At 36.6% G+C, this 15859-nt stretch carries 19 protein-coding genes; all 19 read left to right on the forward strand.

What is annotated here, in order from left to right:
• The first annotated feature begins 77 nt into the window (after nucleotides 1-77).
• The 19 genes from WFY05_RS16690 to WFY05_RS16780 all read left to right on the forward strand — a co-directional run bounded on the left by WFY05_RS16690 (nucleotide 78) and on the right by WFY05_RS16780 (nucleotide 15793).
• On the forward strand, nucleotides 78-980 hold the full coding sequence (locus WFY05_RS16690; RefSeq protein WP_340114046.1) for an alpha/beta hydrolase: 903 nt from the start codon (nucleotides 78-80) through the stop codon (nucleotides 978-980).
• A gap of 69 nt (nucleotides 981-1049) precedes the next feature.
• Complete coding sequence (locus WFY05_RS16695) at nucleotides 1050-1595, forward strand: NUDIX hydrolase (protein WP_340114047.1); 546 nt, start codon at nucleotides 1050-1052, stop codon at nucleotides 1593-1595.
• Between the two features lie 276 nt (nucleotides 1596-1871).
• Nucleotides 1872-2285 carry a hypothetical protein gene (locus WFY05_RS16700; RefSeq protein ID WP_340114048.1) on the forward strand — a complete coding sequence of 138 codons (414 nt, stop codon included), beginning with the start codon at nucleotides 1872-1874 and terminating at the stop codon, nucleotides 2283-2285.
• 56 nt (nucleotides 2286-2341) lie between these two features.
• Nucleotides 2342-3253: a nuclear transport factor 2 family protein gene (locus WFY05_RS16705; RefSeq protein WP_340114049.1), complete on the forward strand. Its 912-nt coding sequence runs from the start codon at nucleotides 2342-2344 to the stop codon at nucleotides 3251-3253.
• Nucleotides 3254-3322: 69 nt separating this feature from the next.
• Complete coding sequence (locus WFY05_RS16710; RefSeq protein WP_340114050.1) at nucleotides 3323-3820, forward strand: YybH family protein; 498 nt, start codon at nucleotides 3323-3325, stop codon at nucleotides 3818-3820.
• A gap of 61 nt (nucleotides 3821-3881) precedes the next feature.
• Nucleotides 3882-4403 (forward strand): hypothetical protein, encoded by a 522-nt coding sequence (locus WFY05_RS16715; RefSeq protein WP_340114051.1) that lies wholly within the window; start codon nucleotides 3882-3884, stop codon nucleotides 4401-4403.
• 43 nt (nucleotides 4404-4446) lie between these two features.
• A complete protein-coding gene (locus WFY05_RS16720) occupies nucleotides 4447-5172 on the forward strand; it encodes a hypothetical protein (protein ID WP_340114052.1) in 726 nt (241 codons plus the stop codon).
• A gap of 115 nt (nucleotides 5173-5287) precedes the next feature.
• Nucleotides 5288-5725 (forward strand): nuclear transport factor 2 family protein, encoded by a 438-nt coding sequence (locus WFY05_RS16725; RefSeq protein ID WP_340114053.1) that lies wholly within the window; start codon nucleotides 5288-5290, stop codon nucleotides 5723-5725.
• A gap of 91 nt (nucleotides 5726-5816) precedes the next feature.
• A complete protein-coding gene (locus WFY05_RS16730; protein WP_340114054.1) occupies nucleotides 5817-6611 on the forward strand; it encodes a cyclase family protein in 795 nt (264 codons plus the stop codon).
• 54 nt (nucleotides 6612-6665) lie between these two features.
• Nucleotides 6666-7583 (forward strand): alpha/beta fold hydrolase, encoded by a 918-nt coding sequence (locus tag WFY05_RS16735; RefSeq protein ID WP_340114055.1) that lies wholly within the window; start codon nucleotides 6666-6668, stop codon nucleotides 7581-7583.
• 86 nt (nucleotides 7584-7669) lie between these two features.
• Nucleotides 7670-8155 (forward strand): YybH family protein, encoded by a 486-nt coding sequence (locus WFY05_RS16740; RefSeq protein WP_340114056.1) that lies wholly within the window; start codon nucleotides 7670-7672, stop codon nucleotides 8153-8155.
• 89 nt (nucleotides 8156-8244) lie between these two features.
• Nucleotides 8245-9474, forward strand: a complete 1230-nt coding sequence (locus WFY05_RS16745) for a serine hydrolase domain-containing protein (RefSeq protein ID WP_340114057.1) — start codon at nucleotides 8245-8247, stop codon at nucleotides 9472-9474.
• Nucleotides 9475-9545: 71 nt separating this feature from the next.
• A complete protein-coding gene (locus WFY05_RS16750; protein ID WP_340114058.1) occupies nucleotides 9546-10058 on the forward strand; it encodes a hypothetical protein in 513 nt (170 codons plus the stop codon).
• A 135-nt stretch (nucleotides 10059-10193) separates the two neighbouring features.
• Nucleotides 10194-10517 (forward strand): EthD family reductase, encoded by a 324-nt coding sequence (locus tag WFY05_RS16755; protein WP_340114059.1) that lies wholly within the window; start codon nucleotides 10194-10196, stop codon nucleotides 10515-10517.
• A 61-nt stretch (nucleotides 10518-10578) separates the two neighbouring features.
• Nucleotides 10579-11733 (forward strand): serine hydrolase domain-containing protein, encoded by a 1155-nt coding sequence (locus WFY05_RS16760; protein ID WP_340114060.1) that lies wholly within the window; start codon nucleotides 10579-10581, stop codon nucleotides 11731-11733.
• Between the two features lie 116 nt (nucleotides 11734-11849).
• Entirely contained in the window at nucleotides 11850-12671 is an 822-nt protein-coding gene (locus WFY05_RS16765) for an alpha/beta fold hydrolase (protein ID WP_340114061.1), read from the forward strand.
• 191 nt (nucleotides 12672-12862) lie between these two features.
• A complete protein-coding gene (locus WFY05_RS16770) occupies nucleotides 12863-13744 on the forward strand; it encodes an alpha/beta fold hydrolase (protein WP_340114062.1) in 882 nt (293 codons plus the stop codon).
• A gap of 63 nt (nucleotides 13745-13807) precedes the next feature.
• A complete protein-coding gene (locus WFY05_RS16775; protein WP_340114063.1) occupies nucleotides 13808-14608 on the forward strand; it encodes a DUF6090 family protein in 801 nt (266 codons plus the stop codon).
• A 69-nt stretch (nucleotides 14609-14677) separates the two neighbouring features.
• Nucleotides 14678-15793 carry a DUF6090 family protein gene (locus WFY05_RS16780; protein WP_340114064.1) on the forward strand — a complete coding sequence of 372 codons (1116 nt, stop codon included), beginning with the start codon at nucleotides 14678-14680 and terminating at the stop codon, nucleotides 15791-15793.
• Nucleotides 15794-15859 lie beyond the last annotated feature (66 nt).

Here is a 15859-nt window from a genome sequence, read left to right on the forward strand (position 1 = left end):
TATAGGAAGGACTTAAACAAGATGAAAGTCTGCAATCGACATTCGTTAATCGATATTCAAAATCAAAAGATATAACAATGAAATTTATCGGACTGGTACTATTATTTTTTATAATAACAACAAATGTAATTGCACAAGATCTTACATTAAAAGTATGGCCCAATGGCGCACCAAACGATAACGGGATGACTGAGCCCGAAGAAAAATACGATGGTGTTCGTGTGCGTAATGTTTCAGAAGCTGAAATGTATGTGTACCTGCCCCAGAAGGAAAAAAATACCGGAGCTGCAGTGCTTATTTGCCCGGGAGGAGGTTACTGGATTGAAGCAATGGACCACGAGGGATTTGATATTGCCACTTTTTTGAAGGAAAAAGGCATTGCAGGAATTGTGTTGAAATACCGTTTGCCTTACGGCCACCACGAAGTACCATCGAGCGATGCGCGCCGAGCAATACGAACAGTTCGTGCAAATGCAGCGGAGTGGGGGATCGATCCCGAAAAGATCGGTATTGCCGGTTCATCGGCAGGTGGCCACCTGGCTTCTACTGCCGGTACTATTTTCGATGCCGGAAATCCGGACAGTGAGGATCCAATCGAAAAGGTAAGTTGCCGCCCCGATTTTATGTTGTTGCTTTACCCGGTGATCACCATGAACGAGGAGTTCACACACATGGGATCGCGCATAAACCTCATTGGCGAAGGCCACGATATGAAACTGGTAAAGAAATATTCAAACGAATTGAATGTGTCGATTGAAACACCTCCAACGTTCCTGATCCTGGCAGACGACGACGGTGGAGTTCCTCCGCGAAATTCCATCGAATTTTATTCCGCCTTAAAGCGTTACAATGTACCAGCCGAAATGCATATTTTCCAGAAGGGCGGCCACGGATTTGGAATCCGGCAGGAAGGCTTGCCTGCCAATAACTGGCCAAATTTGTTTATTGATTGGCTCAAAGCAAGAGAAATAGTAGAATGATGATTAACGATCGGGGAAGGAGTAAATCTGAAATTTGCAATCGTTAATCGATATTCTTAAATCAACCGTATGATTGATAGTCATCCATTAAAAGTATTAAAATATTGTCCGAAGTGTGGTTCTGAAAAGTTCGACCCTTCGGGTGAACGTTCGCTGAAATGTGGCGACTGTGGTTTTCACTTTTTTATCAACGCCTCGGCCGCAGTAGCCGCTTTAATTACCGACGATGAAGGAAAACTTATGCTGGTAACGCGCGGTGTGGAACCCGATTACGGAAAACTCGATCTGCCCGGTGGCTTTGTCGATCCGATGGAAACAGTGGAAGATGCCGTAACGCGTGAATTGCACGAAGAACTCGGATTGAAAGTAACGCAACTCGAATACCTGTTTTCACTGCCCAACGAATATGTTTTTTCGGGGTATAAGGTTTTTACACTCGATTTCGCATTTAAGGTTCAGGTAGAGTCGATTAAAAACATTAAAGCCATGGACGATATTCTGGCTTATCGGTTTTATGCCGAAGAAGAACTGGATTATAAGGACATTCCTGCTCCGTCGATTAACAGTTTTGTAAGACGTTATTTTGAAATGAGGAAGAAATCAACGAAAAAATAATTTTTATCCAAACTCCTTTTCTTAACTAAAATATTTAACCGGGAAGCTTTACTATCCACCCGCACATATTCAATTATGCCGCTTTTCTGTTGTGTTTGTTTCTGATAATGAGGATGTAATGGTTTGATTTATCGATATTTTTTATTATATTGAATAAGCCTTACGATCTACTATCCTGTTTAACTCAAACTAAAATTAGTTATCAGAGCCTGGAATACATGCCGCAATTTCAGTAGCAGATATTGTTTGATTTTCTAATCATTAAAACATATCGCTATGAAAAGAAACATTCATTTTGTCCTGATTGCTTTTGTTGCTTCACTTTTAATTTCCTCTTGTAACGCAGAAAAAAGTGATTCTCCCAAACCAGACCAAATTGAAAACACCCTTAAAAGTGTCTCCTTGTTTAAAGATAGTGTGGGTGTCGATTCGAAACAACTACTTGCCGATTTTGATCTTGTAAACAAGGCCATTGCAGAAATTGGTTATCCCGATGCAGGATACCGCATTTGGGAAGTGAAGAACAACGATGCCGACTTTCGTTACTTGATCGAGGGCTACTGGCCCGACATGGAAACGTATCAAAAGATTCATGATCATGAATTGTATAAAAAAGCTGTATCGGTTGAGTCTGCCAGTTTCGGTGCTCTTAAGCAAACATGGTATTACCGGTTCGACAAAGTCAAATAGTTCATAGCTGAAGCTAATTTCAAAATCAAATTAATAACTAATCAAAAACTTACATCATGAAAAAAATTGTATTTCTTTTAATCCTGGTAATGGTAAGCATTTGCCTACACGCTCAAAAGAAAACCGGAGCTATTTATTCTGAGCACGAACTCATTGAAAAAACGAGGCAAATGTGGACGGCTGTAACCCAGAAGGATGTTGATAAAGCATTGAGTTTTTTTGCCGATAATGTATACGTTTCTATGAACGGTCAATCGTACCCTCAAAAAATGAGCGGAGCAATTTTGCAAAATTATGTGGCCAGTTGGTCAAGGCTTCCGAATCTAAAAATAATCGACGATACTGGGGCATATCCTGATGCATTAGAATATTCCGGAGGTGATTTTTGGGTACAGGACTGGATCAGAATGGTTGGATTAGACGAGAATACCGGGTTAGTATACAATGTCCCCGTTCACAATCTATACTTATTCAAAGATGGAAAGATCGCAACCATTTCTCATTATTTTGACAATTCGTTATTTGAAGAAATTTCCAATAGTTACACCACCAAAGAGAATGGAGCAATCTACATCAACCATGAGTACATTAACGTGGTCCGTAAACTTGTAAATGCCTATTGTTCAATGAATATTGACAGTGTAATGTCATTTTATGCCCCCGATGCAGTATTCATGACCACTGAAAATCAATGGGATGAATCGTTTGGTCTTGAAATTTATAAAAAAGCATTGGAGGACTTATTTGCTGATTCTGAATATATCGCTATGGAACAATACGGTTACCCGGATTGCATGCATTACGAAAAAAACGATAATTATACTGTTTATTCATGGTGGACCGGCCATATAAAGTCCAAAGAAACGGGGAAAGTTGTCAATATTCCACAAATGTTGTCCATGCAGTTTAACGAAGATGGGAAGATCAGTATGCAAATAAACTATTGGAGCAATAATCATTTTGAATAGATTCTAAAAGGGATCGAAAGCTATCTCTCATTATCATCGAAAATTATTAACTAACCTAAAACTTACTTCATGAAAAAAATTATTGTTACATCAATCTGCATCGTTTTTGTATTGGCTGCTTGTGTTCAGTCAAATAATACCAATAATGAAGCAGATGTAAAAGCAATCTCTGAAGTTTCAGCGGCAATTGTAAAAGCCTGGAGCGATGGAAACTACGAGGCTTTTATGGAACGTCTGGATCAGGATGCCATTGTATTGCCACAAAATGCAAGCTCCGTTGTCGGCAACGATGCGTTAAAATCTCTTTACAGTAACTCTTTTAAAACCTTCACTTTTCAGGTTAATGAAACGCTGGATGAAATCGTCGCTTTTGGTGATTATGGATATACTTTGGGCACCTGGGTAGGATCGATGAACCCGGTTGACGGTGGAGAACCCATCCCATTTAACAACAAGGCAGTTGCCATATACAAAAGGCAGCCAGATGGCAGTTGGCTGGTCTATCGCAATATATATAACAGCAACGAGCTTAGTCTGGTACAAAAAAGTCCCGAACTATTGGAATAAAATTTATTTACGATGAATTAAAATGCTCATCAAAATTTAATTAAACCTAAAACTTAATAGAATGAAAAAATTGTTTCTAAGTCTTTTAATGACAGCGATCCTTGGCACCAGCTTCGGACAAGTATTTCAGGTTCCTGAAAGAACTGTGGAACAAAAGTTTAACCGCAATTTATATATGGTATATGTTATGGCTGCAGTGGGAATCAACCAAGCAAAAGAATCGGGAATGACCGTTGAGGAATATGGAGAAAAGATAGGCGATCTGTTTAAACTTTCGTGGAATAAAGAACAAGGATTTACTGGTTTGGTAAATGGTATTCTTTTTAATCTGGAATCTTCGAGGCTCGCACAAGATCCACCGATTGAAATAGTAGAGCAGAATGAGAATAAAATGGTATTTGACTGGAAACCCAGCTACAAAGAATTATTCAGCGATGGTCCGTTGTACGACATAAGCTATGAAGAGTTTTCATTATGGTGGAATATTGTTGACATTCAAATAGCCGAGTATTTAGGGGCAACATATAAACAGGAAGAATTGGACAATGATATGTTGCGAATAACACTCACTAAACTCGAATGATTCATTCCGTAAAAATTAATCTTAAAACCAAAAACTAAACAACATGAAAAGAAAATTTTTATTAGTACTAACTCTAGGAGTTGCATTATTAGTGACTTATACAAGCTGTAATTTAAAGTCTGGAAACAAAACCGAAGAGAAAGCTACTTTTAATCAGGAAGTTTTTAACCAACAAATACAGGGAGTTCTTGAATACCTGCCTCCGAACCAGGGATTGGCAGCAAATTTTGATAATCATTTTATTTTCATTTTTGGTGACTCTGATTCTACGATGGTAAGCCAGATGGGAACCTACAAAACAACAGGAGATACTGTAATTTATACTACGCTCTATTCATCAAATCCTGAATTGGTTGGAACTGTGATAAGATGGTCAGCTGACTTTACAAATAGCGATAGTATTAAAGTTGTCATTTTTGATGAAAGTGGGAACATTAGCATGGAATTATACAACAGGTGGAAAGCAAAATTGGACGATAATACAATAAGCCAATTAAAGAAATTTGAAGGATCGTATAAATACGCCTCAGGCCGGGGAGGGGGAATTATACTTTCTGGGTATGGAATTTATATTACACAATCCGGCGGTGCCGGAATCTACGAAGAAAAAAATGATACAGTAATATTTAAACGCCTATTCTCTACAGATCCTGAATTGATCGGTACAGAGCTCACCTGGGTAAATGAATCAAGAACAGGCGATACACTCAACTGGGCAGTGATTAACAAAACAGGAGAAGTTGTTTCGACCGGACAAAGCCTCTATTAAGTTCTCTAAAGTACTAACAAGAATAGTAGAAATACGGATTCCACTTGTCTGGCAAATAGAATCCATTTATTCAGAGTTTTATTGCGAACATACTTAAAACCAAAACTTAAATAATATGAAAAGAAAAACTTTAACAATGCTACTACTTCTTGCTTTGATTTTCGGATGCCAGGAAGAAAAGAAAGCCGATGATCCTGAAGTGTTGAAACAAGTTCTTTTAGAATATTTTAAAGGGATAAAAGACATCAATTTAGATGAAATGAAAGCCGTTACCACAAGTGATTATTTGCTTTTTGAAAATGGCCAGGTATGGAATAACGACAGTATTTATGAATTTTTGAAATCATTGCCACCTTTCGTTGCAGAGTACAAACTCGATAATTTCAGAATAAATATTGACTCAGAAACCGGGAATATTGTGTATTACAATCATGCTGATCTGATAATGAATGATACTATTGAGATAAAATATGACTGGATAGAAAGCGCAACCTTTAAAAAAGTTGATGGCGAATGGAAAATTGACTTTTTACATTCTACGGTACGACAATAGTTGTCGTGCATAAATCCGAATTAAAGGATAGCATCAAACAAACCATAATTATCAGCTATCTAACTAGTCGTTTAAACCAAAACCTACGCTAATGAAAAACTATCTGTCAATTGCAATTACTGTTTTATTACTGACAAGTCTTTCCTGTCAGCAACAGCAAAATGAAGAAATTAATCTACCAATTCCCACAGAAATAATTGATCTGGGAGTTCTAGTAACTGAAGATCTCCCATATAAGCTTTGGGGAAAAGAACTGATGGATGCAAGTGGTTATGAAAAAGGCAACCATTTTGATGTGCGTGAATGGGGAGAAAGTGGTAGCGTATCAGGCTCAAATGCTTATTACACCATTTTTAACCATGCCGGTCCACATATTGATGCTCCTGCCCATCTGGATTTGGGGGGTGGAATTAATAGCTATAAGATTGAACAATTCGTTGCACCATTAAAAGTTTTTGATGTTTCGGACTTTCCCAAAGGACGAACAGCACCTCTTGAAGTATTTGAGGGGAAGGTAGAAGAAGGAGATGTAGTTCTTATATACACCAATTATATCCCTATAAAATCAGAAAAATTTCCTCCGGTGATAACACTCTCTTTCGAAGCAGCGGAATACCTGGCAAAACTGCCCGTTTGTGCATTTGCAACTGACGCAATAACTGTAGATGAAATAGGTACACCTCTTCCCGAAGCAAAAAATGTAACGCAGCGTATAGGTCCGATTCACTACGCTTTTTTGTCCCGTTCAATTCCGATTTACGAAGGATTAGCTAATGTTGACAGACTCTTCACAAAGGAAAATATGCTTTTTGTGGGTGCACCTTTAAATATTGAAGACGGCGATGGCATGAATGTCAGGCCTGTTGCATTAGTGTACAACAAATAAAATATGATTAACGCTTACTATAAATTTACTATCATAACTAATTAAAACACTACCATGAAAAACCTTATCTACCTCATTCTGTTTTCCACAATTTTATTCGCCTGTAACCAGCAGACTAAAATCTCGGGGCCAATCGATGTTCCTGATGCACTATTCACCTACACCGCTGAAGGAAATGGTATTCCGTGTGTGATTTTTACCGGTTCCGAAAATGTGGGGCATCGGATGCTACCTGCTGAATTACAGGAGCATTTCGTTTTTATACATGCCGATCCAAGTAAGATCAACAGTGACAGTGCTTCTGTAAGTAACATCTCATTGGATGATATTTTGGATGACCTTGATAAATTACGTGCTGCAATAGGGGTCGAAAAGATTGCTATTCTTGGGCATTCAATGTTTGGGCGAGTGCCTCTAGAATATGCTGTCAAATATCCGGATAATATTTCATATGCAATATCTACAGGTTCTGTGCCGTACAGCACAGAAGCATCCGCTAAGGCAAGCAAAGACTACTGGTATAATGAGGCTTCCGAAGAACGAAAAAATATACGTGAAAGAAACTGGGAAGAACTGCGGGGAACAGATTTGACAAATTTATCTCCCTCTCAACAGTTCATTGCCCGATATACTGCCAATATACCTTTTTTCTTTTGTGATACTGAATTTGATATGACTCCGTATTGGGAAGGAGTAGAGATGAACACGAATTTCTTAAATCATTACAGTGGAACACTAATGAAGGATATAGACCATACTGATCTGTATAAAACTATTAAGTGTCCTGTTCTCGTATTTAGTGGCAAATGTGATTTTTATGCACCTTATTTCCTATGGGAAAACGTTCGGGATAAGAACATTATTCCCAATCTAAAATTGATTGTTTACGATAATGCCGGTCATAATCCCTTTATGGAAATACCGGAGGTATTTGCTAAAGATGTTTTGGATTGGGTGCAAAGTAATGAGTAGTTATTGAAAAGGAACTGCATTTAAGAATTAATGTCAGAAGAGCTTTCATAAAAATGCATAACGAAAATGAATTAAAACCAAGAACTATGAAAAACAAACTATTCTTTTTAACACTGCTTATTACTCTAAGCGGAATATTTTCCGCTTGCAGTCCTAAGGTAGATTATGCCAAAGAAGAAGTGCAAATAAGAGCAGTATGGAGTAACCTTTCAGAATATTTGGCTAAAGGTGACTGGGAGAACTACTCAAATCTTGTTGATCATACAGAGAAACTTCAGATACTGCACCCTCAAATGGGACAATGGTTAAAAGGGTATGATGAATTTTCCAAAGTATATAAGGGAATTTTAGAAAGCGATTATACCTATGAGGAGTATGAGAATGAATTGCTCAATATAAATATCAGCACAAATAGTGATATGGCCTGGGCAAATGCAAAAGTTACCTGGTCGATGTATGGTCCCGATCAAAAAAATCGAATGTGGTATTCCGTAGCTTTTACCAAAGTGGATGGAGAATGGAAAATTGTAATGTTAATGGCCTGCAACATTCCGAACAAAAAGAACGATTGAATTCATTTTTGAACTGCCCCTCGTTTGCAGCGAGGGACCAACGGTTTATCGATTGTATCGATAGTTTAATATTTTAAAACCAATAACTAATGATGAAGATTCTTATAACAATTTTCATGAGTATCCTGGGTACTCAATTTATTTGCGGACAGAATATAGATTCAATTCTGAATAATTACTACAAAAATAGTTCTATTCCATCCTGCATTATGGGATATGTTAACCGGGACGGAGATTTAAATTATTATGCATTTGGCCCTGCAATTTTAGGTGAACATGGCAATGTTGACGCGGATAATATTTTCCGCATTGCATCCATGACCAAACCAATTACTTCCGTTGCAGCACTGCAACTGGTAGAAAAAGGACTGATTGGATTGGATGATCCTTTAAATGAACTACTCCCGGAAATGAGCTCCATTCCCATATTAGATGAAAACGGAAATTTAAGAACCAGTTATACAGACATCACACTACGACAATTACTGACCCACACTTCGGGTTTTGCATATAATTTCACATCAGGTAAATTGGCAAATTCAGCAAAATATCTCATCGGTTATGATAGTATAATTGGCAACATTACAAATCTCAAAATAGACAGTAATTGGGATTATGTAGATAATCCGAGGATTTTTGATACCGGAACTTCTTTTCGTTATGGAACAAGCACGTACTGGGTCGGAAAATTGGTTGAGAAAATTTCTAATATGGATATGGAAAACTATTTCCGGGAAAATATTACCGGACCTTTAAAAATGGATCACACCTGGTTTAATGTACCTGACAATCTTAAAAATAAAATTGTTGCATGGGGCACAACTGACTCATTGGGTAATTATTTGGAGCATGAAAGGTTACCAAAAGAAAAGGTAACAGACTTCAAGGGCGATGGTGGATTATACTCTTCTGTAAATGATTATTTAAAATTTTTGCAATGCATATTAAACGATGGAAAATATGAAGGTGGCCGGATATTAAAAAAAGAAACCGTTGAAATGATGTTAGCCGATCAGTTACCTTCAGATGTATCAGTTGTGTGGGAAGGCATAACTGATTATATGCCCGATTATATAAAAGATTTTTGTGATGTATCTGATCGTTGGTGCTTTATAGGTGCATACGAAAATAATCCGGAAGAAAATATAAGAGCAAATGGAGCCGTTTGGTGGGCTGGTGTTCAAAATACATATTTTACTATCGATCTTAAAAATAAGGTTGCACTGGTATTTATGTCACAACTTTATCCAACCGTAGATAAAGAAAGATTTGAGTTTTACAGATTATTAGAGAAAGAAGTTTATCAAACCTTAAAATGAAGCCTGAAAGTATACAAATGCTGAATTAAAATATTTCCATTAAACTTTTAAAAACTAAAAACAAAAGAATTATGAAAAGGTTAGATTTTTTAATTATGCTGGCTATTCTATTCGGAATGGCAGGATGTCAGAACGAACCGGTAAAGAAGCAATACTTTAAAGAAGCTTCCGAAATTGAGCTTGTTAAAAAGGCAGCTATTGCATTTCAGAACAATGATCCTGAAACCTACAGATCTTGCTTCGCCGATACAGCCAGATTCTGGCACAATCAAAACTGGGTTACTGATCCCGGATTAACCATGGACGAACAGTTGCAGATACTCAAAATGGTTGTATCAAACAAGGAATATTACAGGTATGAGGATCCAATCGTGGAGATGATTATGCCGGATGATAAGACACACTGGGTTCATTATTGGGCCATTCTGAAAACAAAATATATTGGAGACGATGTTGAAATTACTGTACCTATTCATTTTGCTTTCAGCATTGTCGATAATAAGATCGTTCATGAGTATGGTTTACATGATTCGCTTCCTTTTTACCTTGCTGAACAAAGGATTAAAGAAGCTAGCGTGAAATAACACTTTACTGAAGCAATTTCTTGCTTGCCGCGGGAGATTTGAATCAGTGCAAGCAAGAGTGGAGTCTGGAAACCACAATAAAAAAGGGGCGTATCTGAAAAGCCATACGAGTAAGAAAATTTAAAATTTATACCGATGAAAAAAGGAACGATTAAAGTAAGTGTATTATATCCTTCGGGCGAAGGTAAGACCTTTGACATGGATTACTATTTAAACAAACATTCAGAAATGGTTACCGAACTCTTAGGCGATGCCATGCTTGGAGCAACAGTTGAAGAAGGATTGGCAGGAGGAGAACCTGATTCGAAACCTCCTTACCATGTTATTGGGAGTATGTATTTTGAATCCGTAGAAGCTTTTCAAAATGCACTAGCACCACATGCTGAAAAAATTATGGGAGATATCCCTAATTTCACCAACATCGAACCAATTATTCAGATAAGTAAAGTGGTGATTTAATTTTCTTAAATACCTTAACTAAGCTTTGCAAACTATAGGTAGTTGAGCTAAAACATAAACTATGAGAATAATAACGAACAAAATAGAAATCCTTCTATTTTCAATTCTGTTTGTAGTTGTACTTATTGGCTGTAACACAAAAAATAAGGACAAGGTATCCTATGCAAATGTCCTTTCACCTGTAATCGATTCCATCAATCGAGAAATAAAGAACGGGGAGTATGGAATGATTGACCGTTTTATGGTTATTCAAAATGAAGTACTGCTGGCAGATATTAAATATAAGCAGGACTACGACTCCATTGCTCAGAATTATGACACAACTGATTTTCAGTATAATTATAATCATCCCAACTGGCATCCCTATTACAGACAATCCGAATTACATACGCTTCAATCTGTCACCAAGAGTATTACTTCAATTCTTTTGGGCATTGCTTTAGATTCAAACGAGGATTATAATGTTGATACGAAAGCAATGCCTCTTTTCAAAGATTATGGAGTAAACTTCAAGGATAATAGAAAGAATGATATAACTATAGAAGACTTATTGACGATGAGAAGCGGCCTGGAATGGAATGAGGATGATTATGATGAGTCTTCAAATGATTGTGTACAAATGGAATCCAGTAATGAATGGATAAAGTATGTTTTAAGTAAACAAACAGATACAATTCCGGGAATAAGGTTCGAGTATAATAGTGGAGCAAGTGTTATTTTAGGTAAAATCGTTGGAATTATTACAGGAAAACGAATTGATAATTGGGCTGAAGAAAAATTATTTGAGCCACTTGGAATTACAGATTATTACTGGAAAGAAACTCCTGATGGAGAAATGGATACGGAAGGTGGTTTATATCTTAAAGCGGAAGATTTGGCTAAAATTGGTGCCTTATTCCTCAATAAAGGAAAATGGAATAATAAACAAATTGTATCTGACAGTTGGGTAGCTGCTTCGACCAGCCCTGTAGTTAACGATATAAATCCGGATTACAACACCCAGATAGGATACGGTTATCAATGGTGGATTCCTGAACATGCTGATGGAAAAAGCAATATTATTGTTGGCGATGGATACGGTGGTCAGTATTTAATAGTCGTACCGGAATATGATTTAATAGTCGTGTTTAACGGCTGGAACATAAATGAACAGCCCGAAAAGTCAACTTTGAGTGCTCTTCATAAAAGAATAATCCCGGCTCTTAAAAAGAAATAACTAAATAAATATGCTAACATTCTTTCGAAAGATCAGACGCTGGCTTATCGCCGAAAATAAATTCAGCAGGTACCTTATTTAGCTGCTAAATAAAAGTTAAACTAAAACCAAACTTCATGAAAAAAATAATTTTATTATGTGTCATTATTTCACTGTGTTCGAATGTATGGGCACAAGATTATGTCCAAATCGGAAACGACAGTATCCATTTCGAAATAAAAGGAAGCGGCGAGCCGTGGATTATATTGGTACACGGTGTTACCGGCCGGCTGGAAGATTTAAATCCAATTTTTTACTGGTTAAGTCAGAAAACTACCGTTGTAAGATATTCAAGGGCAGGTAACGGATTTAGTACTTATCATCAAAGAAATAAAACATTCGATAGCTGTGTGGAAGAGTTGAATGTATTTCTTGAGAAAATTAATGCCCCGGATAAAGTTATTTTAGGTGGGTTTAGTTTTGGAGGACTTATAACCAGGGCATTTGCCACAAAATATCCTGAACGCGTACAAGCACTGGTGTCACTGGAAGCAACGTTTGAAGAATACTTTAAAGTATTGAGTGAAATTGAACCCAATGCAGTTGAAATGGAAACCGAATCGATGTACGGAAGAGATAGTCTCAAAATCCCGATTGGAATAAGAGATGATTTAAATGCTTTGTTTCATGTTTGGAAAAGCCCTGAAAAATGGGATACCTGGTTCAATTACCCCGAGTCAATACCACATTGTATGATTACCGCAACCCATGTAAATATGGTTCCTTTAAGAACAACAGAAGAATTTATGCAAGCCAGGTACGAGGCACAGAAAAGAATCATCGAAAAATCAAAAACGATGATTCACATTGTCCTACCTGATGCAGACCATTATGTAATCGGGCAAAATCCCGGCATTTGTATTGATGCATTCGATATGATGATCCATCTAACTAATTAAATTAGAACGAAACCAATATGCTAACATTCTTTCGAAAAACAAGAGCAATCATAACCGCTGATTATAAACCTATTAATCATTCAGTTTATGTATTTGAAGAAATCTCATTAGTAGAGATTGGAATTTGAGTCGCTCTTTGAATATAAGGTAATTCATAGAGCCAAATAAGCAAACAAATAAAACCAGCAATTATGAAAAACGTAATTTTTTTATTTTCATTTTTAATCCTCTCTTGTTCTTGCAGTTATGCAAGGAGTTCTTTGCAGCCTAAAACAGGTATAGCAGAGGTAAATGGGACGAAACTATATTACGAATTGGCGGGTGCTGGCGAATGTATTGTATTTATACATGGAAACATAGGGGATTGCCGGCACTGGGATAATCAGATTGATTTTTTTGCGAAAAAATATCAGGTTCTGCGATATGATGTTCGTGGCTATGGTCAATCTGCCATGCCTGTGAAGGGTGAAAAATACAGTGACCACGGTGATTTGAGAGCCCTTCTTGATTATTTGGACATTGAAAAGGTACATATTGTTGGATTTTCAATGGGGAGTAGTATTGCGGTTAACTTTGCTTTGGAATATCCGAAAATGACTTCATCACTTGTTCCAGTTGGCCCCTGGGTTAATGGATATGATTCTCCTGCTGCCAGTGATTTCCTGCGTGAATTTAGAAGTATATCATCAATTGTTAATGAGAAAGGTGTTAAAGTTGCAGCTGAAGAACATGTTGAATTCGAATATGTAAATTCTCATATAATGAGTCGCAAAGTAAAAAAACGGATAATTGATATTGCTTACGATTATACATTTTGGCACTTTATTAATCGGGAATCGATTCGAATTGAACCTGATGCTGTTAATCTAATAGAAAATATTGAAATGCCGGCTTTAATATTTACATCAGAATATGATATTCAAGTATGCAGAGAAGTTGCTGACCTATTGAAAGAGAAAATACTTCATTCTACAAAAGTAGATATTAAGGATGCAACACATTTTATGTTTATGGATAAACCTAAAGAATTCAACAATGCATTGTCTGAATTTATTGTGAACTTAAAATACTGAGAGGTAGTGCCCTAAAGCTAACGTGGATATGCAATTCATAAAATAAGACTTAAAAATATTGTTATGTTGAAAATCCTTCGAAAAATAAGAGCAGCCTTACTTGCTGAAGGCAAAACCGGAAAGTATTTAAAGTACGCCATTGGTGAAATTTTACTGGTGGTAATAGGTATTTTGATTGCACTTCAGGTTAATAACTGGAATGAAGGGCGAAAATCCAAAAGTCAGGAAATTACAATCCTAAAAAATATAAAAGAAGACATCAATCTGGATACACTGGATTTGACATTCAATTATGAGTACCACAAAAAATTCTATGAAGCCGAAGCAGCTTTTCTGGAACTTTTAATGTCTGAAGAAATGAGTGAGGTCTCCAAAAATAGAGTCAATTTCAATGATGCTCTGGGAACAAAACTTTGGACCGTTTTACACAAATCCACTTTCACCAATCTACAAAACAATGATGTTAATTTGCTGAAGAACAATGAAATCAGAAAAGAAATATCGAGGTTTTATGATTTCTTTCACGAGGCGATAGAGCAAATGGCCAACCAATTCGTTGAATTCAGGCTTTACGAAAAGAAACTACCTTATTTTAAAAAGTATTTCAAGGTAATTCCTGAAACCTACAAACTTTTGCAGATTGAAGGAGAGCCTGATTATTTAGATCATAAAATGGATAAATATAAAATCGAACTAAAGGATTTGGAAGGGGCCAGAAATGATGATGCCTTTATTTTTACAATGAACGAGATTCTATTTCTTCGAAGAGCTTTTATTGATTTTCATGAATCTATCCTTCTCGAAATTTCGTCACTAAATAAACATCTTGATGAAGAAATCCTGAAACTGGAAAAATCACTGTAACATGCTTCATATTGATGACTTGATCAGTACGGACTTATGAATTACGTTTTATAAACTAAATGAAAACCTATGCTAACATTCTTTCGAAGATTAAGAGCGGCCTTACTTGCTGAAGGCAAAACCGGTAAATACTTAAAGTATGCACTTGGGGAGATTCTTCTTGTTATTATAGGGATCTTAATTGCCCTGCAAATTAACAACAGCAATGAAATTCGTAAGACCGAGAACAAAGTTGTCGCCATTTTAAAAGAGGTACAACACGATTTAGGTTTGGATATACAACAATCGGATGAGCTCATTGCATTTTACAGAAAAAATGACTCCATAATCAACCTGGTTCAGGCTGATAAGTTAACTTATGAAGATTATAAGGGCAAGTATTCTGGTATGTTGAGGAATCTGATTTTGGGGGCTTATCATATTCAAATTCATACCAATGGTTATACCAACCTAATGGCAGATATTGATAAAATTCCTGAAGGTCTTAAGGAGATAATTGATCCTTTAAATGAAATATACGTGTATAACAAATACAAAATAGACATGTATGATGTTCGATTAGATAAAATTACAGACAGGGAAGCAGACAAATTAGCGGCTACCAAAGACTGGTATTACCAATTAAGTAAGCAACATTTGACAGCCCAAATGATTGATTATTTCATGACGGATGCCAGCTATAAAAATGCGACAGAAACTTATAAAAAGGCTGCTAGAAATCTGTCGAATAATGTCAAAACCTTTAGAGCAAACGCTATTAGTGCTTATCTAAAAATCAATGATCTGTTGGAAAGCAAAGAGGCACTTCCGGATTTTATTCCTTATAATTTAGTTGTATTAACTCAAGATCAGCTACAAGATTACGTTGGCATTTATAAACTAGAAAAGGTTGAAAATCGAGATTTTACTATACCTGACATGAAAATTAAGATTTGGATACAAGACCATCAGTTGGCTGTAACTTATGTTGAGCCTACTGGTGGGAATCCGGGGTGGATTACAACTAATCCCAGTTATTGGGAGCAAATGAGCCCCCTCTATTTTGAAGATTTGGATAAAGCATTTGGTCATGTAGATGTTTATGAAAAAATTGAATTTATCAGAAATAACGCAAGACAAGTAACAGGATTGATTCATACCCCCCATAGCGGTCCTGGGGCTCATTTTAAAAAACTAAAGAACTAATAACGGAAGCACAAAAATATTAAATGCAACTTTTATAAACTGTTGCCCTATATAAGTTAAAAATTA

The organism is Maribellus mangrovi, assembly GCF_037646455.1.
GTDB classification, from domain to species: Bacteria; Bacteroidota; Bacteroidia; order Bacteroidales; family Prolixibacteraceae; genus Draconibacterium; species Draconibacterium mangrovi_A.

Coding starts and splice junctions, on each gene's coding strand:
- WFY05_RS16700 (WP_340114048.1), top strand. CDS start 1,872: ATGAAAAGAAACATTCATTTTGTCCTGATTGCTTTTGTTGCTTCACTT.
- WFY05_RS16720 (WP_340114052.1), top strand. CDS start 4,447: ATGAAAAGAAAATTTTTATTAGTACTAACTCTAGGAGTTGCATTATTA.
- WFY05_RS16765 (WP_340114061.1), top strand. CDS start 11,850: ATGAAAAAAATAATTTTATTATGTGTCATTATTTCACTGTGTTCGAAT.
- WFY05_RS16730 (WP_340114054.1), top strand. CDS start 5,817: ATGAAAAACTATCTGTCAATTGCAATTACTGTTTTATTACTGACAAGT.
- WFY05_RS16775 (WP_340114063.1), top strand. CDS start 13,808: ATGTTGAAAATCCTTCGAAAAATAAGAGCAGCCTTACTTGCTGAAGGC.
- WFY05_RS16695 (WP_340114047.1), top strand. CDS start 1,050: ATGATTGATAGTCATCCATTAAAAGTATTAAAATATTGTCCGAAGTGT.
- WFY05_RS16755 (WP_340114059.1), top strand. CDS start 10,194: ATGAAAAAAGGAACGATTAAAGTAAGTGTATTATATCCTTCGGGCGAA.
- WFY05_RS16780 (WP_340114064.1), top strand. CDS start 14,678: ATGCTAACATTCTTTCGAAGATTAAGAGCGGCCTTACTTGCTGAAGGC.
- WFY05_RS16705 (WP_340114049.1), top strand. CDS start 2,342: ATGAAAAAAATTGTATTTCTTTTAATCCTGGTAATGGTAAGCATTTGC.
- WFY05_RS16740 (WP_340114056.1), top strand. CDS start 7,670: ATGAAAAACAAACTATTCTTTTTAACACTGCTTATTACTCTAAGCGGA.
- WFY05_RS16725 (WP_340114053.1), top strand. CDS start 5,288: ATGAAAAGAAAAACTTTAACAATGCTACTACTTCTTGCTTTGATTTTC.
- WFY05_RS16745 (WP_340114057.1), top strand. CDS start 8,245: ATGATGAAGATTCTTATAACAATTTTCATGAGTATCCTGGGTACTCAA.
- WFY05_RS16760 (WP_340114060.1), top strand. CDS start 10,579: ATGAGAATAATAACGAACAAAATAGAAATCCTTCTATTTTCAATTCTG.
- WFY05_RS16770 (WP_340114062.1), top strand. CDS start 12,863: ATGAAAAACGTAATTTTTTTATTTTCATTTTTAATCCTCTCTTGTTCT.
- WFY05_RS16690 (WP_340114046.1), top strand. CDS start 78: ATGAAATTTATCGGACTGGTACTATTATTTTTTATAATAACAACAAAT.
- WFY05_RS16715 (WP_340114051.1), top strand. CDS start 3,882: ATGAAAAAATTGTTTCTAAGTCTTTTAATGACAGCGATCCTTGGCACC.
- WFY05_RS16735 (WP_340114055.1), top strand. CDS start 6,666: ATGAAAAACCTTATCTACCTCATTCTGTTTTCCACAATTTTATTCGCC.
- WFY05_RS16710 (WP_340114050.1), top strand. CDS start 3,323: ATGAAAAAAATTATTGTTACATCAATCTGCATCGTTTTTGTATTGGCT.
- WFY05_RS16750 (WP_340114058.1), top strand. CDS start 9,546: ATGAAAAGGTTAGATTTTTTAATTATGCTGGCTATTCTATTCGGAATG.